Genomic DNA, 25940 nt, shown 5'->3' on the forward strand with positions numbered 1-25940 from the left:
TTTAAGGTGAGTAACGCTTTATTAACGCCATGGTAAGATGTTTTAAACCGTTTTTAAACCGATTGCGTTAAAGTGCGCGTATTCTATATACCCTATACGTTACTGATAATACAAAGCACGCCAGTGCCGGCACCACTAAAGCGAGTATTGAGGAATACTCAAATAAAATAAATCCAGTAATACCGCCTAGCAAAAAGCCAATAATAATAAGCAAAAACATTACACCTTTTCGGGTATCAAAGGTTTCGCCTTTAAGTGCTTTACCTATCATTAGGCCAAGGTCGGTAAAAATTCCGGTTAAGTGAGTAGTTCGCACTACGGCGCCACTATAATTAGTGGCTAATGCATTTTGTAAACCACACGCGGCGCTGGCAAGTGTAATGCCATAAACATAAGACTGGTCGAGCAAATAAGCACTTAAAAGTAATAAAAGGCCTTCAATAAATAATAAAGTGTCGTAATGGCGTCCAAGCTTTAACGAACCACCAGTGAGTAAAAAGCCAGAAAGCGCCGAGCCCAGCATAAAGCTTACAATTATACTAATAAGTAGTAACGCAGCAGAGGTACTGCTCATTAGTTTTATACCAAGTAAAGTAACACTGCCTGAAAGGTGAGAAATGGCCTGATGCTCAAATCCTAACAATCCTACTGCATTAACAACGCCAGCAATAAAAGCGAGCGTAAACGCGCCGTACTCAACCCATTTTGGTAATTTAGTTAACATCGCCTACCTTATTAATGCACACCGAATTGCGCTTTGTAGCGTTTTATTTGCTCATCAACCAATTTGGTGTTTATTACGCCGTGCTTAAAAGCAATATAAACAGGTAGGGTGTAGTCTTCAAGTTGCTTTGCTCGTATGTTTTTATAACCTTTTGAGTACCATAAACCGGCTTGATAATTAGTAATTGCGTAGTCAACACGCTGTTTATCCAGCAAATCAAACGTGGCTTTCGTTGAGAGTGAACGCATTAAATTACTATCATCAATATTATAATGCGCAGCAATAATATTAGGTAAAGCAACGCCTCTTAACATAGCTATACGCGCAGTTGATAAGTCATCTGTAAATTGTTTTTCCTTATTTGTTGTAAATAAACCAAATTGGGTGGTGTGCATAGGCTCACTGGTAAAGTCTAAATATTGCGCACGCTCGGTATTATTAGCCAACGCAAAGTAACAATCGTAGTAGCCTAATTTCATTTCTTTTTTAACGCGCGCCCACGGTAAGTGCACTACATCTATGTTTAAATTTAAATTACGTTCAATAAACTCTAGATACTCTATATCAAGGCCAGTAAAGGTATTTGTTTGCTCATCGTATATTGTAAAAGGAGGATAGTGCGTGGTTACGCAGCGCAGGGTTTTATTAGGCGCTGCCAACAATAATTGAGAAAAAGTTAAGGCTAAAAGCATTAATACAGCGCGCATAAACATAAATCCAAAAGTTTTTATAAGTATAGAACCACAGTGCTTATTATACAGGTTAATTACCTTTAATTGTGTTGATCTATGTATTTTTACACCACGTATAGAATAAATTTGTGAGAGCCACATGTTTAACGCAGAGCAGCAATCGCGCATTATAGAAATGGCGTGGGAAGATAGAACCCCCTATGAGGCTATAGAGCAGCTATACGGGCTTAATTATTCACAGCTGGTGTTGTTTATGCGAGAGCATATTTCAAAGGGCAGTTTTAAAGTGTGGCGCAAACGTCACGCAGGGCGTAAAACCAAGCACTTAAAACTTCGCGACCCAGCCATAATGCGCAGTTATTGCAAAACACAGTATAAGCCGAGATAAATAGCTGCTTGCAGTTTCATATGATGTTAAGGCGTGTTTGATAATCTTTAGCTATTAACATTATTAGAGATTATTTATGAAAGCGTTTTTATATACTGTTCTTTTAACGGGTGCTTTGGTTAGCGTTAATGCACAGGCAAAGCCCGATAAAAACAATCACGGCCATAAAAACGGCCACCATAAACATCAGCAGCACAACTATAAAAGCAGCAAGAAACTATCTAAAAAGCAGCAAAAAAAGTTAGTGCGTGCTGGTTGGACGCCACCCGGTTTAAGTAAGCGTTACCACAGAGGCGATTACCTAGATCGCAATGTATATAAACAAGGGCGCGTTATTGAACGCTCAAGAGGTAATGGTACAGTAAGTATAGAAATTGACCGTACTACCATTCATATGGTGCACGACACTCGAGAAATACTTTCAATATTAACTCGTTAAGTACAATTTATAAGGATATTTAAATGCTCATTGCACTAGCTATAATCATTGGCTTTTTTTTATTAGTGACCTTGTTACCTATGTCGTACAGCCAGCACTACTTAGTGCGCAGCTGCGACTTTGTTCGACTACAGGTGTTTTATATAGCCAGCGCTGTTGCAGTCGTGTCGTTTTGTTTACTGTGGCAAAGCGACAATAGCGGGTATTTGTATACTGCTTTAACCGCATTACTAACCATGGTTTTACAAGGGAAATGGATATTTCCTTACACCTGGCTTGCTAAAAAAGAAGTTAAAACTGCCTCAGTGAGCGAAGATCACAGTGTTAGAATCATGTCGGCTAATGTGCTTATGTCAAACCACAATAGTGAACAACTAATCTCACTGGTTGATAAACACCAGCCCGATTTATTAATTACCCTTGAAAGCGACAGCTGGTGGGAAAACAAGTTAGCAGTTCTTAAAAAAAACTACCCCTATTATATTGAATGCGCTAAAGACAACCGCTACGGCATGCATTTATACAGTAAATTTAAAATTCTTGATGCGCAAATATGCGAGTTAATAGAGGACGATATTCCCTCAATTCATATCTTGTTCGAAAACAATGAAGGCCTGCAAATGCAAGGGCACTTTATTCACCCCGCACCACCAAGCCCCACTGAAGAAGACTCATCGCGCCCACGCGATAGCGAACTCATAATGGTGGCAAAAGCACTTAAAAACCCAACACGCCCGACCATTGTAGCTGGTGATTTAAACGACGTAGCATGGTCGCGCAGCACCCGTTTATTTATGCAAATAAGCGGCTTTTTAGACCCACGTAAAGGCCGTGGTTTTTATAACACCTTTCACGCAAGTTACTTTTTTATGCGCTGGCCGCTCGATCATTTATTTCACAGCCAAGGCTTTAAAGTAAAACGTATTAAGCGCCTTGCTAAATATGGCTCTGACCACTTTGCACTACTCACTGAGCTAGTGTTTGAAAACGCCAAGCAGCATTCATTAGAAGATAAATCAGATGAGCTTAAGCAAGAAGAAATACAAGAGCTGGCTATGAGTAAAGCCGATAAGCGAAAGGTGCCAAGGTTTGAGAATAGCTATTAATTTTTAGCTGTTAGTGAATAAGCCTTAACTAGTCTGTTATATCGAGTGTTTAAACTCACTATGGGAAATTTAACACAATTCATTAATTAAAGTTATATGACGCTAAACAGTGGGATGATTAAATGTTTATCCCTAAAAAATCCTAGAGTCAAATTAAGATTAGCTCCGATAAGAAGGCTGGTACTTTTCAATTTCGCAATTGATAAGAGCGTTAGTGTCATTGTAACGTCAAGATCCCTAAGAAATGCCAGAGCTAATTAATGAGGTTTTAAGTTCAGGCACTACCAGAGACAACTACAAAGTCTGGTACGTGCCATAGCAAAGTATATCCTGCCTTTTACCTAACAAACATCCAAATACCGGCAGCTATCATAAATAAGTTTTCTGTGAGGGAGATAAACCCTAGTGGTACGTTACTGTCACCGCCTACACACGCACATTTCAACTCTCGTTTATCTATGTAGACTGCTTTTATCACTGAAATAGCACCAACCCCACCTATGAATAATGAAATAGGGGCAATAATATAGGCTGGTAATCCGGCTATCATTCCAATGCCAACAAATGCTTCTAAAAATGGATAAACATAAGCGTACCTGACTACTTTCATAGCGACTAAATCATAGGTTATAAATGAATTAGTAAAGCTAAATAAGTCTTGAAGCTTTTGTATTGCTAACACTGCCATTGTTAGGGCTACAAACAGTTCAGCGGTTTGCATTGATAATAAGCTATTATCTGATGCAAAACTAAATGCCACACTAAGCAAAAAACTAACCGAAAAAATCGCAATCACGGGCGTGTAAGTTGTACCTTCTTGGGCGGCTTGTGGCTTATTAAAGTAATCACGTAAATCGTCGTAGCCACCTATACGTTTATTATCAATAAATGTTTGAGGTGTAGTTTCTACACTGTGTTGTTTTTTAAATTCATCTGTTTGCTCTCGAGAAGTTAAAAGCTGATCATCAACTGTATATCCCTCTCGCTCTAGTAAGTCTTTTGATTTTAAACCAAACGGACAAATATGCTCATCTGTTACCATTCTAAAAAGTTGGGCTGATTTACTCATGCTTTACTCCTTATGTTATATGGTTTATTTATTTGAATTGAAATCTGGAACCGCTCTTAATTGTGCTTGAGCATTGGTTTGTGCAATGCCGTTTTGCTCTATATCTTTTAGGAGCCATTGCATTTCTTTTATTTCTCGCTCTTGAGCTTCAATTATATTTGTAGCTAGCTTTTGAACGCGTTTATCTTTGATTTTTGCCTTGTCACTTGTGAGTATGGCAATTGAATGATGTGGGATCATCGCCGACATCCATGAGCTATCATCAACAGTCGCTTGTGATCGAACTAAAAATAAACTTCCCGCAAATACGGTAACACTAGCAATGAGTACTGTTATATTTTTCTTTTTATCTTTATACATATTGAGCATGAAAAGTAGCATTACCACTGCCATTGTGGCTCCCATATAAAGCGCCATATAAGTACGAGTTTCACTAAAATAAACATGGCTAAGTTGGTAGGTGTTCAAATACATCAATACAAGCATGGTAATTGTGGATGTTGCTATCATTAAAAAAAATTTTGAATAGTGTGACATTGTATTGCTCCTTCAAAGTTTGTATTTTGTTTTTACATGTGAGTAACTTTTACACTATCAAGCTCACAAATCAGTGTTTCCTGTTGTGTAAAATGGATATTTAACAATTAGTTCAAGAATTATGCCGTTAGGCTAAAACTGCTCGCTGGATTTACTTATGTATTTGTAGATTTCTTCACTTGAGTTGTCAGTGAGTAGCTCAATATTATATTTGTGAAATATACCCTCCATTTCCATTCCGGGAGTGCCAATAGGCATGGCAGGTACACTTAAGCCTGTAATGTGCGGAGCATGTTGCTCAGATAAAAACAGTTTTATATGCTTAGCTGGAACATGACCTTCAAATACAAATCCATCGGCTGACACGGCTGTATGGCATGAACGCATATTCGGTTTTATTTGATACTGAGATTTAATCAACCCCATATCATTAACGTTAATTGCTTTTGTTTGAATATTATTTTCTCCCAAATGAGCAATCCACTTATTACAACACCCACAATTTTTACTTTTATAAACGGTAAGCTCTATTTTATGTTTTTTTGAATTCTCAGAAACTATTGATGTTTTGTGCTGTTTTTCGATACTCATTGTAGAAAATGACATGGTTAATGATAAAAAAAACGCTGAGGTTATGTAGTTTACTTGCATTGTTAACCCCTTAATTAGACCAATGAATATGAGTAATTTTCCACCCTGAATCGGTGTTTTTTAATGTAATTGATTCCATTCCCGTAGATTTAATATCTTTCCCTTTATACTTTCCTTGAGTTTTACTTCTTGAAATTGAGTAAGCGGTGTCTCCATCTGTGTAAACTTGGTGCTCGAGTAGTTCACTATTAACTGCACTTAAGAATTTCATATCCGCTATCATATGATGGTTCGCGTATTCATCTGCAGAACGCTCAACACTTCCGCCTTCAAAAATGATGACATCGTCGGCTAGTAATTTACGTGCAGCTTCGCCATTGCCTTGTTTTAGGGATGCATGAAATAGGCTGACAGTTTTTGCAGCTTCGCTATCAAGATTGACAAAAACCCAGCCTTTTTTTGAATGTTCTTCATCGCCATGTGCACTAACAGCAAAAGAACCAACAGCGCTAAAAATTAGCAGCAATAAAATTTTTAAGTTAGAGGATTTAATTAACATACGTTTTCCTTTTTTATTAATCGTTAAACAGGCGGACCAACAAGTGTGGTAAATATACTTGTTGTAATAAGTACAAACAGGGCAATTACTATTTCAACAGTGATCGAGCGTTTTAATATATTTATATGGTGTTGTTGAGTGATTTGCGGGACTAAAAAAAGCTTATGCCATGCACCTAGTAACAGCATCGCACTGACGAGTAACAGTTTTAATAAAATTAGTTGCCCATAATTTGATGTAAACAATACAGAAAATGACTCTAAGTACTGCAGGAGTAAAGTTAAGCCCGAAATAAGTAGTACAAATATAATAACAATAGCGAGTTGACCAAAGTAATGCATTAACCGCTTCACTTCACTGGTAGGTAGTAAAGTGCAGCTTTTGTAAAGCGGCCACAATGACCCTAACCAGCTCGCAATGGCAATAAGGTGAAAGGTTAAAATACTTTTTACTAACCCATTTTCATTTGCACTGTGCCCAGTAAAAGTGAAGCTATAAGCGATAAACCCAAGCATGATTAGTATAACGGCACCGTTTTTATAACCTGCTACGTTATCATCTGATTTCACATTCCACATACATGCGCTAATTAGAGCAATAATAAGCGCTGGTATTCTCAACGTTGCTTGCTCACCTATGACTGATTGCCAAACAATTTCAAGCATAAAGGGGTCAAACATTCCCATAAAGCCTGATTCGGCCATTGCCCCAGCTTCTATTGGTACTTGTAAAAGTGCAGTAATACTACCGATAGTTACACACGTAATTTGCCAACGTTTTAAGAACTGATAAAAGCTAATTAAGTGATGCCCTGCAACATTGCTGTTGCCACACATAAAGCGCATTAATAAAGTGCCCGCAAGCCCTGCAATTGCTATATAGCTTGCTAGTTTTAATAATAGTAAAAGTACTGACCATTCACTTAATTGCATTCTGTTGCTACTTAATGATTATGTTTGCTGTGGGTATTAGATTGTTCTTGCATCATCTTTTGCGATTCACTTTTGTGTACCATAAATCTAAACGTGTCGGTCATTTTATGTCCATCACCACCCAGTGCAATCCATTTAACCGTGTAAGTGCCTTGGGGTAGGCTCGGTAATGACCAACTAAAGTCTGTGCTTGGGGTGGAGCTGGGTTTGAAATCAAAGTTTATTGATTTATTTTTTTCATCTTTGATGATGACTTTTGCTAGCCTTACTTCACCACCAAAAGTTAACGAAAGTTGCTCTGGACTTTTCATTAACATGGCTTCTTGCGCAGGTGTTGATTGCTTGAGTGATATATGCGCTGATGCGGAAAATGTAAGCACTAAACTTATAATGGCTACTGCAGAATTAAAAAACTTCATAATTACCTCTTATTTAAAATGACTAAAACCAAAATTTAATACCCGCAACAAATGCGGTGTTGTTGCTACTTTGTCCACTTGATGTGGCATAGTCGGCGGTATTGCCAAATTTATTACTCCATTCAACGCCAATATAGGGCGCAAACTGGCGTGTAAACTCATAACGAACCCTAAAGCCAATCGCGCTGCTTGATAGGCCACTTCCAAGTTCGTTTTGTTTATCGTTTTTGCCATAAAGTGTAATTTCGGCTCGCGGTTGTATAATTAGCTTTTGCGTGAGTAGTAGTTCGTACTCTGCTTCTAATGTAAATGCGGTATTGCCTCGCTCACCCACGTACGCTGTCATATCAATTTCAAACCAGTAAGGGGCTAAACCTTGTAAGCCAAAAGCCAACCATTGCCGATTTTCACCTTCTTTATTGTAATCAAGACGAACACCTGCTTGAGTATCCCAATATGCTGATACGGCGTGACCCCATAAAATATCGGTTTGGTTTTCTTCAATACTCCCTTCGCTGAAATCACCCTCGGTTTTAATTACCAATCGATCAAAGGTAGTGCCGTACCATGCTTGTAAGTCAAACACACCTGCGTTTGCTTGCTCGTTATATTCAAGACGATCGCCTAGTAATGCGTAAAATGGATGCTCATCGGCGAGTGTTAATCGCTCATTACCCTCAAGCGCATATGGGCCTTCTGTTAAAGTTGTTCCCGCAGAATAAGCATGAGGGTCTCTTGCGTCTTTAGGTGCATCTCCCCCTTGTGGTTGCATCTTAGCGCTACTCATTTGTGCCATTTCACTTTGCGCTAATAAAGGGAAACTAATTAATGAAGCCCCAGTTAACATTAATAAGCCTAATGATTTAGATAGTTTTAATTGTTTCATGATACGACTACCTCTCTAAACATGCCGGCATCCATATGGAATAATAAATGGCAATGCCAAGCCCAGCGCCCTACATCGTGAGGGGTGGTTAAAAAGCTGATTCTTTGTGCGGGTTGAACAGGTATCGTATGACGTCGCACTTGCACATCACCTCTCTCGTTTTCTAAATCACTCCACATACCATGCAAATGCATAGGGTGCGTCATCATGGTATCGTTTTGTAAAATAACTCTTAAACGTTGGTTATGCTTCATATGCACTGGCGTGCTTTTACCAAATTCTAAGCCATCAAATGACCAGCTATAACGCTCCATGTTGCCGGTTAAATGCAGCTCAATTTCAGCTTCAGGCTCTTGCTGGTTAGTGATCCCTTCAAGTGAATGTAAATCTGCAAGTGTTAAAACACGGCGACCATTTTTACGTAAACCAATACCGGGATCATCAAGGTTTGTTCTAGGCATATCAACGCGCATATCAACAGAAGCTCCATACTCCGTTTTTGCATGACGCACTTTAGAGCTGGCAACCGCTAATGGGTTTTCAGACATACCATGTTTGCTATGATCCATCGCCATTGCACCGTGCCCCATAGCACTATGATCCACTTTTTTAGAGTTCATACTTGACATGCCTGCCATACCAGCCATTGCAGAATGCTCACCGCCGTGAGTCATATTGCCCATCATATCGGTCATCGTTAACCACTCAACAGGGTCAAGTGCAGGTACTGGCGCATCAATATTAGGCGAGCTTGATAAAGTTCCTTTTGCGTAACCAGAGCGATCCATACTTTGAGCAAAAATCGTATAGGCATCATTTTTAGGCTCAACAATTACGTCGTAGGTTTCACCAGGGCCAAATCTAAATTCATCAACTGTCACTGGTTCAACGTTTTGTCCATCTGCTTGTACAACCGTTAGTTTTAACTCGGGGATTCGTACGTCAAAAAAAGTATTGCTAGAGCCATTAATGAACCTAAGTCTAATTTTCTCCCCAGCTTTAAACATTCCACGCCAGTTTGCCATTGGCGTACTACCGTTCATTAAAAAAGTCATTGCTGATGCAGATAAATCAGCTAAGTCTGTAGGGTTCATTCGCATCTGGTTCCACATTTTTCGGCGTTGTAGAGCATTTGAAATATTGCTGCTAGAAACGTCATCAAAAAACTCTGGAACAGTAGGTTGATTGAAGTTAAATACATCACTCTGTACTTTTAATTTACGGAACAACGCCATAGGGTCATCATCAGTCCAATCAGATAATTGAATAACATGCTCGTTATCTGCACTAATAATATCGTTTTCTCGCGGCTCAATAATTAATGCACCGTACATGCCTGTCATTTCTTGAAAACCACTATGTGAGTGATACCAATATGTGCCACTTTGTTGCAGCTTAAATTTATAAACAAAGGTTTCGCCTGGCATAATGCCTTTAAAGCTGATACCTGGTACGCCATCCATTTGATACGGTAAAATAATGCCATGCCAATGAATTGAACTCGGTACTGATAACTTATTTGTTACTCTAATAGTAACGTCATCGCCTTCTTTGAGGCGCAAGGTAGGTGCGGGTATAGATCCATTGATAGTTGTTGCCATACGTACTTCGCCAGTAAAGTTAACCGGCGATTCATCTATAACCAGATCAATTACTTTGCCGCTAAGTTCGGGTACAGTGCCTGTTATTGTTCCTGCTACTAAAGATGATGCAGCATGCAATACACTCGGAAAAGCAGCAAGTACACCTCCTGCAATTAAGCCTTGAACAAATCGTCTTCGTGGTGTGCTAACCTGTTGTGATGACTTTTTAAACCCCATTTCCTTACTCCTTCATAGCAGAATATGTATTGAGTATAGAAAGTAGACCTGTCTTTAACATGACGTGAACATTACAAGGTTGTAATGTTCACGTCATGTTGCTGTAGTCACATATAATGCATACTATTTGCAGAGGTAATTGTTAGGACTTTAATGAAGGAATTATATGCGCTTATTAGTTGTTGAAGATGAAGCAAAAACGGGCGATTATTTAAAACAGGGACTAAGTGAAGCTGGTTTTCAGGTTTCTTTGGCACGTAATGGCCTTGACGGTCATCACCTAGCAATGACCGAATTATTTGATGTAATAATACTTGATGTCATGTTGCCTGACGTATCAGGTTGGAAAATTTTACAGTCGCTGCGTGAAGCAGATAACAAAACCCCAGTACTTTTTTTATCTGCTCGCGATAGCATAGACGATAGAGTTAAGGGCCTCGAGCTTGGTGCTGATGACTACTTAATAAAGCCTTTTGCTTTTGCTGAAGTTTTAGCTAGGGTACGCACTCTTATTCGCCGTGGTGCAGCGCAAACAGTTGACGATATAATGACCGTTGCTGACTTAGAAATGGATATTCCAAAGCGAAAAATACAACGTGCAGGCAAGCGTATTTTATTGAGTAATAAAGAATTTAGCTTACTTGAGCTATTGTTACGGCGCGAAGGTGAAGTACTGCCACGTTCGTTAATTGCTTCTCAAGTATGGGATATGAATTTTGATAGCGACACCAATGTGATTGATGTTGCCATTCGTAGGCTAAGAGCAAAAGTTGATGATGACTTTACTGTTAAATTAATTCATACAGTTCGTGGTATGGGCTATAAATTAGGGGTTGAAACTGATGGCTATTAAGTCACGGCCTTTATCACTTACGATGCGTGTAGTGTTGTTTGTAGCTGTTACCGTTATTGCGTGCTTAACTTTAGTTGCTTCTTTAATAAATAGTTCGATAAAACATCATTTTTTCCAGCAAGATAGTAGTGAGCTACATGTTATTAATCAATCTATTGAATTAGTTTTAACACAACAATATCAATCAAACCTAAAGCTTAAAAATGAATTATCTAACGCTGTTGCGGGTCATCATGGTGTTTACTATCAGGTAAATACCGCAAAAGGAGAACTCATTTTTCAAAGCTCTGAACGAGATTTCAGTGATTTCGTAATGAGTGCTAAGGCTTCAACTGGCTTTAACCGTAACAATATTGTCTCATGGCAAAATGATACTCATACCTACCGAGCTCTGGTGAGTAATTTAAGTACTGAGCAACAGCAATACAAAATTACTACAGCGATAGACATGAGCTTTCATTTACACTTTCTCAATCAATTTCAGCAAAGCCTTTGGGCTATTATGTTTGGTTCAGCGGTACTCATTTTATTGGTGGTTTGGTTTGCTATACATCAAGGATTAAACCCTTTACGAGGTTTAAGCCAGAAAATGCATGATATCCAAACTAATAAAATGGATGTAAGGCTTGATGAAAATAAAGTGCCTATTGAGCTTGTTAATATGGTGCAGTCGTTTAACTCAATGCTCGACAGGCTCCAAGGTGAATTTATTCGCTTATCAAATTTTTCTAGTGATATTGCTCATGAACTACGTACCCCTCTAACAAATATAATTACTCAAACACAGGTTGGATTATCTAAAAAAAGGCAGTTGGAAGAGTATCAAGAGCTCTTGTTTTCTAATTTAGAAGAGCTCGAACGATTAACTAAAATGGTTAGTGATATGCTTTGGCTCGCAAAAACTCAGAATGGGCTAATTAAACCGGTTCAGAACACTTTAAAAAGCCATGATGAAATTGAAGCGTTATTTGAATATTTTGATGCTTTGGCTGAAGACTCATTGATTGCATTTAATAAAAAAGGTCAAAACCTTTGCTTTTATTGTGACAAATTACACTTTCGACAATTACTATCAAACTTACTATCTAATGCAATTAGGTACGCACCAAAAGGTTCAACAATCACAGTAAATAGTGAAATGTTCAGCGATGAAAAAATATGCATTTCAGTAATTAATACAGGGGAGAGAATACCTTCTGAGCATTTACCTTATTTATTTGATCGCTTTTATCGACCTGATAAGTCGCGCCAACGACATAGCGACGGAGCAGGTTTAGGGCTTGCAATAGTCAAAGCGCTAGCACAAGCAAACGATGGAGAGATAGAGGTCTGTTCAAATACTCAAACTACCAGTTTTAAAGTTTATTTAAATTTAGTTAAAAGCTAATTATTAAAATCGATAACTCAATGTTTGCTTGTAGCTCTTCGGTTAAGTATAGCGAAGTGCCATCCGGCACAGTAAAATATCTTACTTTATGATCAATATTTTTTGCAGTTGAGAGGCTCAGGGCGTGGAATTGCCTTTCAGGTTTAACTCGTTTCTGCCCCAAAATGAGTTGGTAGCCAATATATCAGCGATTAGAACAAATAATGGATTCTATATTACTTAGTGACGAATATTTTCAGTTCGATACTCTGAAGGCGTCATACCAACTTTATTTTTGAACAACCTAGAAAAGTATTGCGGGTATTCAAAACCAAGCGAGTAAGCAATGGTTGCCACCGAATCCTTGCTTGAAAGTAAGCGATCTTTTGATTTCTCAATCAGCGCATAATGAATCCAATCTTTGGTTGTTTTACCTGTTTCCGCCTTTAAGGCGTCACTTAGATAGCGACTGGTCATATTCATGCCTTGCGCTAACTCTTCCACCTCAGGGATTGACGCAGACTCTTGAATTACAGCGTCTAAGCGAGCATCTAAAAGCTTTGAAAACCGATCGTATATTGAGGTGTTGGCCTCTTTACGCATCATAAATTGGCGGTGATAGTAGCGGTTGACGTACATTAGCAAGGTACTAATTTGCGATAGGATAAGATCCTTACTGAATGCATCTAAACTGTTGTTGTTTTCAGCCTCAAGCGCATCAAACATCGCGACCATATGTTGCTCTTCTTTTGGTGAAAGGTGTAAAGCTTCGTTAACCGAATAATTGAAAAGTTGATATTGCTTAAGTTCGTCTTGCAGCTTGTGACCACGGATATAATCGGGGTGAAAGCAGATGGTTCGAGCAACGGAGTCAATGATTATACCGCTGGCAGTAAGCTCTTGGCCGGGAGCAATAAACAGCATTGTTCCACTTGAACAGTCGTATTGGGTGCGACCGTACATGACCTCGCCTGATGTGATGTTTTTGAACGATATCGCGTAGAAACTAGTGGTGAGTGAGATGCTCTCACCGCTGAGTAATTGATTGTCATCACTGTTGGGATTTAGTTTCATAACATCAACTAAAGGGTGCTCGGGTGGGCGTATACCGAGAACAGCATTGAGTTGTTTAATGGTATCAAAATGGAAGTGTTTCATTGTTTAACCTTATCGTACAACCTTTAGCGATATTTACTTAGCTCATACCCATATTGTGGCCTAGTTGAATAGAAAATTCAGTGCACAAATTAACTTTAAGTGTATACAAAAATTCGAAGCGGTTCGATTTGTTATTATGTATACAACTCTTGCAGATTTGTGCACTGCTACTTTTGGTCATGTCTCTTAATATTACTCTATCGATTATGAAGCCCTTCGAATTTAACTGCATTTTGCTCAAGGCTTTGTTTCTAAGTAGCCCAACCATCTAAAAAATGAGGAATAAAGTTCATGGCAAATAAACCTTGGAGTGCTGACGATATACCTACTCAACAAGGCAGGATTTCAGTTGTGACAGGATCAACCAGCGGGGTAGGAAAGGAAACTGCTAGGGTGCTAGCAAAAAAACAATCGACGGTAGTACTTGCGGTTAGAAATGTATCAAAAGGTGAGAAGGTAGCTGCGGAAATTCGAGCAGACTACCCAGACACTGACATTTCGGTTATGCAGCTGGACCTTTCCAGTCTTCGCTCAATTCAAGCGTTTAGTTCACAGTTTTTAGCAACTTTCGACAGCCTTGATTTACTGATCAACAACGCAGGAGTAGCGTGCCCGTATGCCAAGACTGATGACGGATTTGAAATTTTGATGGGGACGAATCACCTAGGTCACTTTGCATTGGTCGGCCATTTACTTGAGACTCTCAAGAAGACACCGAACTCCCGTGTGGTGGTAGTTTCTGCTGGCGCACATAAGGCCTCGAAGATTGATTTGGATGATTTGAACTGGGAAAAGCGAAAATACAGTAATTTTATGGCGTACGCAGATAGCAAACTGGCGAATCTCTACTTTGCCTATGAGCTGAAAAGACGGCTCGAACCAGAAGGTGACAACCCTATAGTTACAGCAGCTCATCCGGGATGGACGACGTCGGAACTTCAGCGTGGCGTGGTGAAATTTTTAAATATCTTTTTCGGCCAGAGTAAAGAAATGGGAGCACTACCAACACTACGAGCTGCAACAGACGAAAGTGCATCTTCGGGTGATTTCTTCGGCCCACAGGATTTCTTTGAACTACATGGCGCACCCATCAAGGTAGAATCAAGCAAGCAGTCACATGATATCGTAGCTGCGCGAAAGCTTTGGACGCTATCTGAAGAATTAACAGGAATAAACTATTAACCCATGATACAGGAACATTGCGCTAAGTATGTTTAAGGATTTTTATGGATAGTAAAATAGTTTTACAGGTGGTGGGTTTTATCATTGTATTACTAGGGGGGATTCTCAGCTATAACCCTGAGCTAGTTAGTAATAAATCCATCCCTGAGGATGCCTTCCAAGCTGTTGAAAGAAGAGTCCGATGGGGCTTTCTAATGGGGGCGGGGATGCTGCTCATCTTTCATCATCAAATCACCCCATATTTTTTTACTGTTGCAGCACTAGGCATGACATTAACATTAGGGGCGCTAATTTCGCGCGTAATGGGAATTTTCCTTGATGGTTCCGTACCAAGGCATTGGATGTGGGTTGCTGTTGAGCTAGTAATGGTCATTGGTTTCGGAATTTGGTATGTAAAGCAACGCATATAATCAGTTGATTGTCCATAACTAAGCTAATTGATTTCTACGCAGTCAAACATTGTGATACTTAAAGTAATGCGTTCAACCCTCATGCAAAAGATTTGAACCGCATTACCTGTATTTGCAAGTTTATTTGCGTTTGACTAAGCAAAAATGCTTCTTACCGCGCTGAATTAACCAGTATTCATCAAATAGTGGAAATCCAAGTTGGGAGTTGTCAGATGTTATTTTTTCACCGTTTACACTAATAGCATTATTTTCGACTAGATCTCTGGCGGTGCGCTTTGATTTAGCTAACCCTGATTCGACCAACAGTTCTTGAATGCCTTGCTGGGAGCTTTCGATGCTTGGAATACCATCTAACTCAAGCTGTTTGAGTTCATTATAACTCAGCTTCACGACACTACCTGTGAACAATGCTTGCGTAATACGCTCTGCGCTGAGTAGCCCTGATTCACCATGAACAAAACGCGTCATATTCTGCGCTAAAATCTTTTGAGCTTCGGGTTTGCCGTTTCGGGTTTTATCCTGCAATTCTATCTTCTCGATCTCATCACAAGACAAGAATGTGTAGTATCGCAGAAGGTTATAAACATCGGTGTCCTCAGTGGATAACCAGAACTGGTAAAACATATATGGTGATGTTTTTTCTGGTGCAAGCCAAACGGCTCCACCTTCTGTTTTACCAAATTTAGTACCGTCAGATTTAGTTATTAAAGGTAAGGTTAAACCAAATACTTGCTTCCCATTTTGACGACGAGTTAGATCAATACCACTGACAATATTTCCCCATTGGTCATTACCACCAATTTGTAAACTACAACCATAGTTTCGATTAAGCACTGCAAAATCATAGGACTGGAGTAAACTGTAACTAAATTCTGTAAATGAAATGCCTTGATCAGGCCTTTGCAACCGTTGCTTTACAGACTCTCGGCTGATCATATTGTTGACTGAAAAATGCTTACCAATATCACGAAAAAAATCGATGACATTAATATCTCTCATCCAGTCTGAGTTATTGACGATAGTCATGGGCTTGCTTAAATGAGGAGCTAACAACAGCTCAATTTGAGTAGTAAGATCTTTGACCCAACCAGATACAGTTTCTTCATTATTCAAACTGCGCTCTACGGCTTTGAAAGATGGGTCGCCAATCATTCCCGTCGCACCACCAATAAGCGCTAATGTTTGATGTCCAGCATCTTGAAAACGTTTGAGCATAATGAGCGGGACTAAATGTCCAATATGAAGGCTACCTGCGGTGGGATCGAAACCGCAGTAAACTGTTTGCGGCTGGCTAAGTTTTTGCTGTATCTGATCTAAATCACTGGCTTGAGCAATTAATCCGCGCGTCTGTAGTTCCTGAGTAAATGTCATCTATAGAGTCTTATCTTATGAAAAATGTGATGTACAGATTACGAATAGAAGCTAATGCGCGATATATCCCTAAAGGGATAATAGGTTAATTTAGTGGGTAATAATATGGTTGAGGAAAACTTGGAAAAGTTCACTGAGGGATGCCACTTGCAATTGAGCATAGATACGTTTTCGGTGATTTTTTACTGTACCCTCTGTAATGCCTAACTGTTTTGCTAACTCTTTAGTATCGAGCCCCTGTACTATTAAACAGGCGATTTGTTTCTCTCTGGTTGAAAGCAAATCATTGCCAAAAGTATACAGAGCATTCTCGATGAACTCACGCCTTTTTACTGAGTAAGACTCAGGAGAAAAAACTGGTTCTGCAAGAAGGAATTCAGTTTGTTGCCAGTGTTGTCGGCATAATGATTGAATGATTGCGAAATATGATTTTAATGCTTCAACATTTAATGACGAAAATGTATTTTCTGCCTGAGTACACCCTAAATAGATAACGACCCAGCGGGTTGCTTCAACTTTAATGAGAATACTTAACTCATCTTTCCAGCCTGTTTGTAGGTAAAATTGATTACAATATGTTTGATAATCCATACCGCATTGGACTACGTCTTTTAATGAAAAAACACCTTGCTGTTCATCAATGGTGAGCATTTTGTAGAATGGATCATCTTGAAATGCAGAAGTGAGGTAACGATCGAAGAGTAATTCTCGGTTATTTTCAATGGAATCGTAAAGATAAATAGGGTGCTTGCCTTTACGCATACCGAGGATCACAGCACAGTCATACGTCAGTATCGAATCGATTAGGGACATTAATTTAGATGTAAAACTCGTTGATTTTATAGAGGAAATAGCCTCAGCGAGTAGATTATTAAATTGTGATTCAGACATATCGTATTGGCCGAATTATAAAGACCGTTAGCATAACGTAATTACCTAACTTGCTCAAAGCTAAGCCATTTTAATTTTGCACGTCAACTATCGTGATAAAAGATGTGGCATCCGAAAAGTTGCTTCCCATAAAGCCAGTATCAATCTCCCGGTGAATTTATTAGTAAATACTTATGAAATTATGACTATGCTAATAAGCAGCAATCGAGGGTAGCATTTCACTTTAAACACGTCGTAAATATGATTTGCCTTACTAGATGTAATCTGTAACTAGCTAATTTAGAAAAGTGACTGACACGTTTTTGCCCACAAACGAGTTTACCGACCGTTTGCTCATCATTCTTACCTGCCTAGCCTAGCCTAGCCTAGCCATCTGAACTCTAACTAAGTATCAGTTTTTACATATCAATTGTCAGCTTTGTTTTAATTTTCTCACTGTGTTTATGGCTTTAAATACACTTGTAGGGTGGGTCTATTAGTGCATAAAACCATGCAGATTCACCCATAAAAAAGCCTAAAAGTGATTGCTCACCCTTAGGCTTAGTAATATTTTTAAAACACGTATAAATACTCTTTTAATACGTGTATTTCACGTGTGTAGCTATTTTAGCTATTAATCATAATACATTTGATATTAACAAATTCGGGCATACCAAAGCCGCCGTGCTCTCGGCCGTAACCACTTTCTTTAACACCACCAAACGGTAGGTTTGGTTGGGCAAGGCCGTATCCGTTAATGTTGATCATACCGGTATCAAAGTGCTTTTTAGCCAGTTCTATGGCTTTTTTCTCATCTTTGGAGAAAATACCACCGCCTAAACCATAGCGAGAGTCGTTGGCGATGCGCATGGCATCGTCGTTATCTTTTGCTTTAATTAGCGAGGCTACAGGGCCAAATAATTCGTCATCGTATGCTGGCATGCCCGGCGATAAATTATCTAGAATAGTCGGTGGGTAGTAGTAACCAGTTTGCGATGGGACTTCACCGCCTGTGACTACATTTGCACCGGCTTTAACAGATTGCATTACTTGGTCGTGAATTTTATCGCGTAAATCTTCACGCGCCATTGGGCCTAAGTCTGTATCTTCGGCCATTGGGTCGCCCATTTTTAATGCTTCAAATTGCGCTTTAATTTTTTCTTTAAAGTCATCATAGAGTGACTCTACAACCACAAAGCGTTTTGCCGATACACAGGTTTCGCCGTTGTTGATCATGCGCCCTGTAACACAGGTTTCAACGGCGAGGTCTAAATCGGCATCATCAAGTACTAAGTAGGCATCGTTACTGCCAAGCTCAAGCACTGTTTTTTTAACGTATTTACCGGCTTCTTCAGCTACTTTTTTACCGGTAGCGTCACTGCCTGTAAAGGTTACGCCGCTGATTGCTTTATGTGAAATAAGCGCACTGGCAGTTTTGCCATCAATAAGTAAGTTGCTAAAGCAATATTCAGGGAAGCCCGCTTGTTTAAATAGGGTATCTATTTTCTCTGCCATGCCAAATACATTACCGGCATGTTTAAGTACGGTGGTGTTACCGGCCATAATATTAGCCGCACTGTAGCGAATTACTTGGTAAAGCGGGAAGTTCCAAGGTTGAATACCTAGTAAAACGCCCGTAGGTTGGTAGCTAACAATAGCGCGGCCGCCATCCATATCACGCTCTTCATCGCCAAGTACTTGTGGGCCGTTTTCGGCTGTGTAACGACAAATACCGGCACACAGTTCAATTTCTTGAAAGCCTTGCTCGTACACTTTACCCATTTCTTCGGTCATAAGTTTAGCAATGGCTTCTTTTTGATCTTCAAATAAAGAAGCTAGTTTATTTAAGTGCTTAGCGCGCTCGGTAAATGAAGTTTGGCGCCATTTTAAATATGTTTCGTGAGATTTTTCGACTACCTGTTCAGCTTCCTCTTGAGAAAGCAGCGTGTAGGTATCAATGGTTTGTTCAGTTGCGGGGTTGATTGTTTTAACTGTGTTACTCATTTTTATCTCCTTACAAATTAGTTATCAGTAAGGGTGCAAACACAAAGCCAGTTTGTTTTATAAAGTAAAATAGAGTTTAAGTTATTGAATATTAGTCGCTTTAAATTTAATTGTGGGGTGTAAATTAAAAGCGAGTGATGAGCAAGCAGTAAAAAATACTGCTTTATGCAAATTTTACAGCCTTAGTTAAACAGTTGTTGTACTATTTGTTTTAGTAGGTAAGTTTCACGAATGATAGACAGCCCTTGTTTTTCGCTAAGGCTCATTGTGCGCTCGTTGTGTGCAATGGCCTCGTGAATATTAACCCATTTAGGCGTCATACCATTTTGTTGCTCGTAATGTTCAAGCTGTGCTTTGCCAAGCTCTTTGTCTGTATCGCATAAATAGCAATACGACTGAATATGTATAATATCAAAGTCGTCTTTGTACCAAGGGCGGTACTCTTCGTATAATCCAAAGGGTTTAATAACCTGTATATTTTGCGCGCCAGTTTCCTCGCTAAGCTCTCTTATTAACCCTTGCTCTAGGGTTTCATCTTCATCCACACCGCCGCCGGGTAAACTGTAGTCTTCGTAGCGATTGGTATACATTAATAAAATGTGTGCATCTTTAATCACAATGGCGCGGCCTGTGCGGCGGGTAAATTGAGTGCCTTGGTTTAAATTTATGCCAGGGTGGACCATTGTTTTTAATAACTGCATTTTATCTCCTTTTTTAAAAGAAAATTATATCAGCTGTTACAATATGACTAATAGTGAAAATAATTCTAAATATTTTCAAAAGCTATGATCGGTATGGCTTAAGCATACGTACATAGTTAGTTGTTAAAATTAAACGTTAAAAGACTCAATGGTTTAATCATTTTTAAGAGATTCTAGTCGGCCCTTTTAATTGCAAAATAGGGTGCGTAGAATAACAAGAAAAGCATAGGGATTTATCATGTTAAACATACTTTTAGTCGACGATGACGTTGAATTTAGTGACGTTGTTTGCCACATAGTCGAATTCCTCGGTCACAATATAAACACCGCAACTAGTTTAAAAGAAGCGCACCAATGGTTTGAAAATAATACCTTTGATCACGTGTTGCTCGATTTTATGCTGCCAGATGGCAGCGGCCTACATTTACTTGATCATTTAAAAATGATTGGACAGTCTCCAAAAGTAACGCTTATTTCTGGCCACCCTTCAGTAAAAGGGATTTTGGCAGACATGTGTGAGCAAGATGTTGGGCATTTACTAAAGCCACTGCAGCGCGAAGACCTTGAGCTGGTATTAAACGGCCCCCAAAAACCTGCTAAAAAAACTAAAAAACCTGCAATTACACGCCATTTTAATAGCTTAATTGGTGAATCAGAACCAATGCAAAAGCTTTATACCATGATAGAGCGCGTAGCTAAGACCAATGCTAACGTAATGCTAATGGGGGAAAGCGGTGCAGGTAAAGAAGTGGTCGCCCAAGCCATTCATAATGCAAGCCAATGCGAAGGGCCTTTGGTAGCGAGCAACTGTGGTGCGCTCTCTAAAGAGTTAATAGGTAGTGAGTTATTTGGCCATGAAAAAGGGGCTTTTACAGGTGCAATTGCCCGTAAAGAAGGTGTATTTGAGCAAGCAGATGGCGGCACATTATTTTTAGATGAAGTAACCGAAATGCCTATAGATATGCAGCCAAACTTACTGCGTGTGCTTGAAACAAAAAAAGTAACTCGTGTAGGTGGAAATCGTGAGCTGCCTATAAACTGCCGCGTTATTTCTGCTACTAACCGCTCACTGACCGATCTTGCGCAAAATAATGTTATTCGTGAAGATATTTACTTTAGGCTGGCGGTTTTCCCCATTGATATACCTGCGCTGCGAGAACGAAAAGAAGATATACCACTGCTTGCCAAAGCCTTTTTAGAGCAGCTTAACGACGAAAATGGTACGTCGTTTTATTGGCACAACGAGCAGCTTAAAGAGTTACAGCAATACGAATGGCCAGGCAATGTGCGTGAACTTCGCCACGCTATTCATCGCGCTTTTATTATGAGCGACCCACAAACAAGCGAAATTACATTACCAGATAACTTAGAGTCGCCATTTTCGCGTGTAAATACACAAGCGGCCGACAACCATGTTTCGGCAGGGCAAACTATTGAAGAAGTTGAAAAAGAATTAATTCACGCCACGTTAGATAAAGTACAGGGTAATAAAACGCTAGCTGCGCAAATGCTAGGGATCAGTACAAAAACTTTATACAACCGATTAAACGCATACGGCGGGATTGGAGAATATAAGTAGCTATAGGAAGTAATATGAGTGATGAAAAAGAGGTAAATACGCTAAATAAATTGGTACACGATGCGCGAGCGCCATTGAATAGAATTTCTATGAATGCAGAGCTAATCAAATTGGTGTTAGAAAACGACATGCCAAAAGACAAAGCGTTAGCAGCACTCGATAAAATAATTTCAAACTGTCAGCAATGTAGCGAAAGCTTGCAAAACATTACTGATTTTAATAACAGGTAGTCATTTAAAATTAGGTATTTACACATAATGAGTAAGCAAAAGCAGCAGGGTAAAGCGAATATAACGTGGGCCGCTTTTATCGCAATAGTACTGTGCATTATTGTTGGTAATGCATTTTTAGCATTAAGTACTATTCAGGGATTAACGCAAACGCAAAAAAGCTTGGATAACACCAGCTTATTAGCCGATGCTATTGAGCGTCTTCACTTATCTGTTGTGCAGGCAGAGTCTGGCCAGCGCGGCTACTTACTCACCGAAGAAGAAGATTATTTAATGCCCTATTACGATGCGATAGGGCAAATAGAATCACAAATAGAGAATGTAAAGTCTCTACACTCTGAAATTGATGGCCAAGCAGAGCGAATTGCAGAGCTGCTAGTATTAACAGAGGCAAAAATTAAAGAGCTTAAACAAACGGTTAAACTGGCCACTAATGATAAAGAACGCCGAGCTTTGTTTTTAGTCAATACTCATAGAGGACGCGAGCTTTATAAAGAAATTCGCACTAAAGTTAATGATATTCAAGACCGAGAATTACTGTTTAAGGTGAGTCATTTTTCGAAATTGGCACAAATCAAAAATGAGGCCAAAATAACCTTTGCTATTACCGCTGTTACCAGTGCGATTTTAATAATTGGTATGTTTTTACTAACACGGCTTAATTTAAGAAATGCAGCAAAATACCGTGAGGAGCTTGAAAAGCAAAACGAAACACTTGCAACTAAAGTGTCTGAGCGTACGCAAGAACTTACCTTATATTCAGATGAGCTGAGCCGTTCGAACCGTGAGCTTGAAGAATTTGCTTTTGTAGCCAGCCATGACTTACAAGAACCACTAAGAAAAATTCAAGCATTTAGTGACCGCTTAGAAACCATGTTTAAAGATGAACTAGGCGAGAAAGGTATAGATTACATAGGCCGTATGAAAAACGCCGCGCAACGTATGTCTAACCTTATTAACGATTTGCTAGAGTTTTCGCGGGTAACAACGCGAGGCAAAGACTTTGATGACACTGACTTAAAAGGCGTAGTTAACGATATTTTAAGTGATTTAGAAGTCGCCATTAAAGAAAGTAATGCGCAAGTAGAGGTGGGCGAACTACCGGTTATTCAAGCCGATAAAAGCCAAATGCAGCAGTTGTTTTTAAACTTACTGTCTAACGCGGTTAAGTTTAGAAAGCCTGGTGTAGAGCCGCATATAAGTATTACGTATGAGCACAAAATAGAGTTTAGTGCCGAGCACAATGACAATATTGACTGGCAGGTAGTGACGATAAAAGATAATGGCATTGGTTTCTCACAAGAGTATGCTGATAAAATATTTGTACCTTTTCAGCGCCTACATGGGCGTTCGGAATATAAAGGCACAGGGATTGGGCTTTCAGTTTGTAGGCGTATAGTTGAGCGGCATGGCGGGATAATTACCGCTCATAGTAAAGACGGTGAAGGGGCAACCTTCATAATAAAATTACCTGTGGAAACAACGCTTTTCACACTTCAAGGAGAGGCTTAGATGCCGTATTCAAAAGTGAAACCTATTACAATATTAATGGCTGATGATGACGAGGATGATCGCCTACTCACGCAAGATGCGCTAGCCGAAAGCCGTGTATTAAACGAGCTGCATTTTGTGGAAGATGGGGTTGAATTATTAGAGTACTTAGAGCGCAAAGGTAAGTTTGAAGATAAAAGCTCATCGCCACGACCAGGGTTGATTTTGCTTGATTTAAATATGCCACGTATGGATGGCCGTGAAGCACTTGAGGCCATTAAGGCAAACCCAAACCTAAAAGGCATACCGGTTGTTATTTTAACTACTTCTAAGCAAGAAGAAGACATGGTTAAAGGCTATAACCTAGGGGCTGCCTCTTATATTACTAAACCGGTAACATTTGATGGCTTGGTTGATTTAATGAAAACCCTAGGAAAATACTGGGTAGAATTTGTAGAGCTGCCGACAACCTTTAACGACTAAATAAGACCATTAATCCGCAATAATGCTTAATCATGCGAATTGGTATAAGTAGTAACAATAAGCCCCTAAATAGGGGCTTATTAAATGCAATTAAAAGGAGATAGTATGTTAGATAAAGTGACTCGCTTACTTTTAGTAGAAGACGATGAAGATGATTACATTCTTACTTGCGACTACTTAGAACAGCTAGATTCACATACGTTTGACATAGACTGGATAAGCTCTCCAGAGCAAGCAATAAGCATTTTAAGTAAAAACGACCACGATATTTGTTTGCTTGATTACCGATTAGGCGCCTCAAATGGCCTAAGTGTATTAAAAAAGGCCATTGCCAATGGGTTTAGCGGGCCAATTATTATGCTTACGGGTCAATCTAATGATGAATTAGACTCTGCAGCACTTGATGCCGGTGCAGTAGATTACCTTATAAAAACAGAAATGAGTTCGAGCCGCTTTGCCCGCGCTATACGCTATGCCTTAGCGCGTAAAGATGTTGAAGGCGAGCGCGTAGAGCGTTTAAAAGCCGAAGCAGAAAACCGCTCAAAAGACAGATTTTTAGCCCATTTAAGCCACGAATTACGTACCCCGCTTTCATCCATATTAGGTTACACAGAGTTACTGCTGCAAAGTGACTTTAGCAAACAGGCCGAAAACGAATTAGGGGTTATTTACCGAAACGGTAAGCACTTACTGAGCTTGTTAAACGACGTGCTCGATTTATCTAAAATTGCTGCCGATAAATTAGAGCTCACTTTAAGTGAAGTAAACTTAGATAGTATGCTGGCTGATGTTTACACCTTAATGCGTGTATCTGTGCTTGATAAAGGCTTAAACCTTCGCTTTGAGTCTCTACAGCCTTTACCTTTAATTGTTAGAGTAGATGCCACCCGCGTACGCCAAATACTCATTAACCTAATCAATAATGCGGTTAAATTTACCGAAAAGGGCGAAATAGTGGTTAGTGCCTGGACCGAGTGGGTTGATGGTAAAGAAATGCTATTTTTTAGTATTAAAGACTCAGGCATGGGTATTGCCCCTGAAAAACAAGCTCTCATTTTTAAACCGTTTGAGCAAATAGCCGATGTAGAGTCGCGCTCTGTTGGCGGAGCAGGTTTAGGCCTTGCTATTTGTGCTGAGCTATTAGCGCGTATGCACGGCAGTATTGATTTAACCTCTAGAATAGGGGAAGGTTCTACCTTTACTATTTCGGTGTACCCAGGCGATATTGGTGAAGTAGAACGCCAAGTATTAAACTTTAGCAGTGGTTCGCAATTACAGGCTAAGTCTGCGCCATGTAAAGTAACTGGGCGCGTATTAGTGGTTGATGATTTACGTGATTTACGCATGTTAGTTGGCCATATGATCAGCACCTGTGGTGCACGCGTAGACTACGCCGAGCACGGCCAGCAAGCGCTTGAAAAAGTAAGAATTGCAGAGGCGTATCGCTCGCCATACGATATTATTTTTATTGATATACATATGCCGGTGATGGGTGGTAAAGAAGCCACAATAGAGCTTAGAAAAATGGGCTATACAGGGCCAATTATTGCGCTTACTGCCGCGACTATGAAAGGTATACATGAAGAACTGGCCGCCCTTGGCTTTAACGATGTAATACCAAAACCGGTTGATAGCTCTTCTTTGTATCAATGCTTACAAGATTACTTAGTATCGCCAGAGCATGCACCTCAAGCTAAAAATATTCACAGCGACAAAGCTGTAATAGAGAAAAAGCAGCGCTTTTTATTGGTTGAAGACGACCAAGATGCAGCGCAAATTACCCAGTTACTGCTAGAAAGTTTAGGGGTAGAAACCGTTATTACCTCAACGTGTGCACAATGTTTACAAACCCTCAATCATGACCAACAATTTAATAAGGTATTGCTCGATATGCACTTACCTGACGGGCGTGGTGTAGATTTAGGTAAGCAAATTAACCAGCGTTACCCTAACTTAAGCTTAGTGATTGTTAGTGGTGCAGAGCCCGATCCTAAGCAGATCAAAGATTTAAATATTAACCATGTACTTTTGAAGCCGATTAATCTGAGCTTATTAGAAACCTTGATCAGCTCGTAATTTA

27 protein-coding genes are annotated in these 25940 nt (G+C 39.6%); 12 read left to right on the plus strand and 15 right to left on the minus strand.

Annotated features, from left to right (window positions below; translation table 11 throughout):
• Positions 1-67 precede the first annotated feature (67 nt).
• Both QUE46_RS03645 and QUE46_RS03650 read right to left on the minus strand, forming a co-directional pair.
• Entirely contained in the window at positions 68-724 is a 657-nt protein-coding gene (locus QUE46_RS03645; RefSeq protein ID WP_286246253.1) for a YoaK family protein, read from the minus strand.
• Between the two features lie 11 nt (positions 725-735).
• Positions 736-1431 carry an ABC transporter substrate-binding protein gene (locus QUE46_RS03650; protein ID WP_286246254.1) on the minus strand — a complete coding sequence of 232 codons (696 nt, stop codon included), beginning with the start codon at positions 1429-1431 and terminating at the stop codon, positions 736-738.
• A gap of 124 nt (positions 1432-1555) precedes the next feature.
• On the opposite strand from QUE46_RS03650, the gene QUE46_RS03655 reads away from it, so the two are divergent.
• The 3 genes from QUE46_RS03655 to QUE46_RS03665 all read left to right on the plus strand — a co-directional run bounded on the left by QUE46_RS03655 (position 1556) and on the right by QUE46_RS03665 (position 3349).
• Entirely contained in the window at positions 1556-1804 is a 249-nt protein-coding gene (locus QUE46_RS03655; RefSeq protein WP_286246255.1) for a TIGR03643 family protein, read from the plus strand.
• A gap of 76 nt (positions 1805-1880) precedes the next feature.
• Positions 1881-2243 (plus strand): hypothetical protein, encoded by a 363-nt coding sequence (locus QUE46_RS03660; RefSeq protein WP_286246256.1) that lies wholly within the window; start codon positions 1881-1883, stop codon positions 2241-2243.
• Positions 2244-2266: 23 nt separating this feature from the next.
• Positions 2267-3349 carry an endonuclease/exonuclease/phosphatase family protein gene (locus QUE46_RS03665; RefSeq protein ID WP_286246257.1) on the plus strand — a complete coding sequence of 361 codons (1083 nt, stop codon included), beginning with the start codon at positions 2267-2269 and terminating at the stop codon, positions 3347-3349.
• Positions 3350-3686: 337 nt separating this feature from the next.
• On the opposite strand, the gene QUE46_RS03670 is transcribed toward QUE46_RS03665, so the two are convergent.
• The 8 genes from QUE46_RS03670 to QUE46_RS03705 all read right to left on the minus strand — a co-directional run bounded on the left by QUE46_RS03670 (position 3687) and on the right by QUE46_RS03705 (position 10162).
• Positions 3687-4418, minus strand: coding sequence for a glutaredoxin (locus QUE46_RS03670; RefSeq protein WP_286246258.1), 732 nt, complete (start codon positions 4416-4418; stop codon positions 3687-3689).
• 24 nt (positions 4419-4442) lie between these two features.
• Positions 4443-4955 carry a DUF305 domain-containing protein gene (locus tag QUE46_RS03675; protein ID WP_286246259.1) on the minus strand — a complete coding sequence of 171 codons (513 nt, stop codon included), beginning with the start codon at positions 4953-4955 and terminating at the stop codon, positions 4443-4445.
• A gap of 132 nt (positions 4956-5087) precedes the next feature.
• Positions 5088-5606, minus strand: a complete 519-nt coding sequence (locus QUE46_RS03680; protein ID WP_286246260.1) for a DUF411 domain-containing protein — start codon at positions 5604-5606, stop codon at positions 5088-5090.
• Positions 5607-5616: 10 nt separating this feature from the next.
• A complete protein-coding gene (locus tag QUE46_RS03685; protein ID WP_286246261.1) occupies positions 5617-6105 on the minus strand; it encodes a nuclear transport factor 2 family protein in 489 nt (162 codons plus the stop codon).
• Between the two features lie 23 nt (positions 6106-6128).
• Positions 6129-7037, minus strand: coding sequence for a copper resistance D family protein (locus QUE46_RS03690; RefSeq protein ID WP_286246262.1), 909 nt, complete (start codon positions 7035-7037; stop codon positions 6129-6131).
• 11 nt (positions 7038-7048) lie between these two features.
• Positions 7049-7456 carry a copper resistance CopC family protein gene (locus tag QUE46_RS03695; RefSeq protein ID WP_286246263.1) on the minus strand — a complete coding sequence of 136 codons (408 nt, stop codon included), beginning with the start codon at positions 7454-7456 and terminating at the stop codon, positions 7049-7051.
• 22 nt (positions 7457-7478) lie between these two features.
• Positions 7479-8342 carry a copper resistance protein B gene (locus QUE46_RS03700; protein ID WP_286246264.1) on the minus strand — a complete coding sequence of 288 codons (864 nt, stop codon included), beginning with the start codon at positions 8340-8342 and terminating at the stop codon, positions 7479-7481.
• Positions 8339-10162, minus strand: a complete 1824-nt coding sequence (locus QUE46_RS03705) for a copper resistance system multicopper oxidase (protein ID WP_286246265.1) — start codon at positions 10160-10162, stop codon at positions 8339-8341. The genes QUE46_RS03700 and QUE46_RS03705 overlap by 4 nt, the downstream gene beginning before the upstream one ends.
• 166 nt (positions 10163-10328) lie before the next feature.
• Here QUE46_RS03705 and QUE46_RS03710 point away from each other — a divergent pair, with 166 nt between their 5' ends.
• Positions 10329-11015, plus strand: a complete 687-nt coding sequence (locus tag QUE46_RS03710; RefSeq protein ID WP_286246266.1) for a heavy metal response regulator transcription factor — start codon at positions 10329-10331, stop codon at positions 11013-11015.
• Positions 11005-12402, plus strand: coding sequence for a heavy metal sensor histidine kinase (locus QUE46_RS03715; protein WP_286246267.1), 1398 nt, complete (start codon positions 11005-11007; stop codon positions 12400-12402). Before QUE46_RS03710 ends, QUE46_RS03715 begins: the two co-directional genes overlap by 11 nt.
• A 219-nt stretch (positions 12403-12621) precedes the next feature.
• On the opposite strand, the gene QUE46_RS03720 is transcribed toward QUE46_RS03715, so the two are convergent.
• Positions 12622-13539, minus strand: coding sequence for an AraC family transcriptional regulator (locus tag QUE46_RS03720; protein ID WP_286246268.1), 918 nt, complete (start codon positions 13537-13539; stop codon positions 12622-12624).
• 291 nt (positions 13540-13830) lie between these two features.
• Between QUE46_RS03720 and QUE46_RS03725 the strand changes: the two genes are divergently transcribed.
• Entirely contained in the window at positions 13831-14721 is an 891-nt protein-coding gene (locus QUE46_RS03725) for an oxidoreductase (RefSeq protein WP_286246269.1), read from the plus strand.
• Between the two features lie 44 nt (positions 14722-14765).
• Positions 14766-15131 carry a hypothetical protein gene (locus QUE46_RS03730; protein WP_286246270.1) on the plus strand — a complete coding sequence of 122 codons (366 nt, stop codon included), beginning with the start codon at positions 14766-14768 and terminating at the stop codon, positions 15129-15131.
• Between the two features lie 120 nt (positions 15132-15251).
• Here QUE46_RS03730 and tyrS read toward each other — a convergent pair whose 3' ends face one another.
• From tyrS to QUE46_RS03750, 4 genes are all read right to left on the minus strand, one after another.
• On the minus strand, positions 15252-16502 hold the full coding sequence (tyrS, locus tag QUE46_RS03735) for a tyrosine--tRNA ligase (RefSeq protein ID WP_286246271.1): 1251 nt from the start codon (positions 16500-16502) through the stop codon (positions 15252-15254).
• Positions 16503-16592: 90 nt separating this feature from the next.
• A complete protein-coding gene (locus QUE46_RS03740) occupies positions 16593-17393 on the minus strand; it encodes a LuxR C-terminal-related transcriptional regulator (protein WP_286246272.1) in 801 nt (266 codons plus the stop codon).
• Between the two features lie 606 nt (positions 17394-17999).
• Positions 18000-19376 (minus strand): NAD-dependent succinate-semialdehyde dehydrogenase, encoded by a 1377-nt coding sequence (locus tag QUE46_RS03745; RefSeq protein ID WP_286246273.1) that lies wholly within the window; start codon positions 19374-19376, stop codon positions 18000-18002.
• A gap of 182 nt (positions 19377-19558) precedes the next feature.
• A complete protein-coding gene (locus QUE46_RS03750; protein ID WP_286246274.1) occupies positions 19559-20077 on the minus strand; it encodes an NUDIX hydrolase in 519 nt (172 codons plus the stop codon).
• A gap of 238 nt (positions 20078-20315) precedes the next feature.
• On the opposite strand from QUE46_RS03750, the gene QUE46_RS03755 reads away from it, so the two are divergent.
• The 5 genes from QUE46_RS03755 to QUE46_RS03775 all read left to right on the plus strand — a co-directional run bounded on the left by QUE46_RS03755 (position 20316) and on the right by QUE46_RS03775 (position 25936).
• Positions 20316-21656, plus strand: a complete 1341-nt coding sequence (locus QUE46_RS03755; protein WP_286246275.1) for a sigma-54 dependent transcriptional regulator — start codon at positions 20316-20318, stop codon at positions 21654-21656.
• A gap of 14 nt (positions 21657-21670) precedes the next feature.
• Complete coding sequence (locus QUE46_RS03760; RefSeq protein WP_286246276.1) at positions 21671-21886, plus strand: histidine kinase; 216 nt, start codon at positions 21671-21673, stop codon at positions 21884-21886.
• A gap of 27 nt (positions 21887-21913) precedes the next feature.
• A complete protein-coding gene (locus QUE46_RS03765) occupies positions 21914-23398 on the plus strand; it encodes an ATP-binding protein (protein ID WP_286246277.1) in 1485 nt (494 codons plus the stop codon).
• Positions 23399-23860, plus strand: a complete 462-nt coding sequence (locus tag QUE46_RS03770; RefSeq protein ID WP_055015307.1) for a response regulator — start codon at positions 23399-23401, stop codon at positions 23858-23860.
• A 105-nt stretch (positions 23861-23965) separates the two neighbouring features.
• Positions 23966-25936: a hybrid sensor histidine kinase/response regulator gene (locus tag QUE46_RS03775; RefSeq protein ID WP_286247669.1), complete on the plus strand. Its 1971-nt coding sequence runs from the start codon at positions 23966-23968 to the stop codon at positions 25934-25936.
• Positions 25937-25940: the final 4 nt, after the last annotated feature.

The sequence above is a fragment of the Pseudoalteromonas sp. MM1 genome (genome assembly GCF_030296835.1).
GTDB lineage: Bacteria > Pseudomonadota > Gammaproteobacteria > Enterobacterales > Alteromonadaceae > Pseudoalteromonas.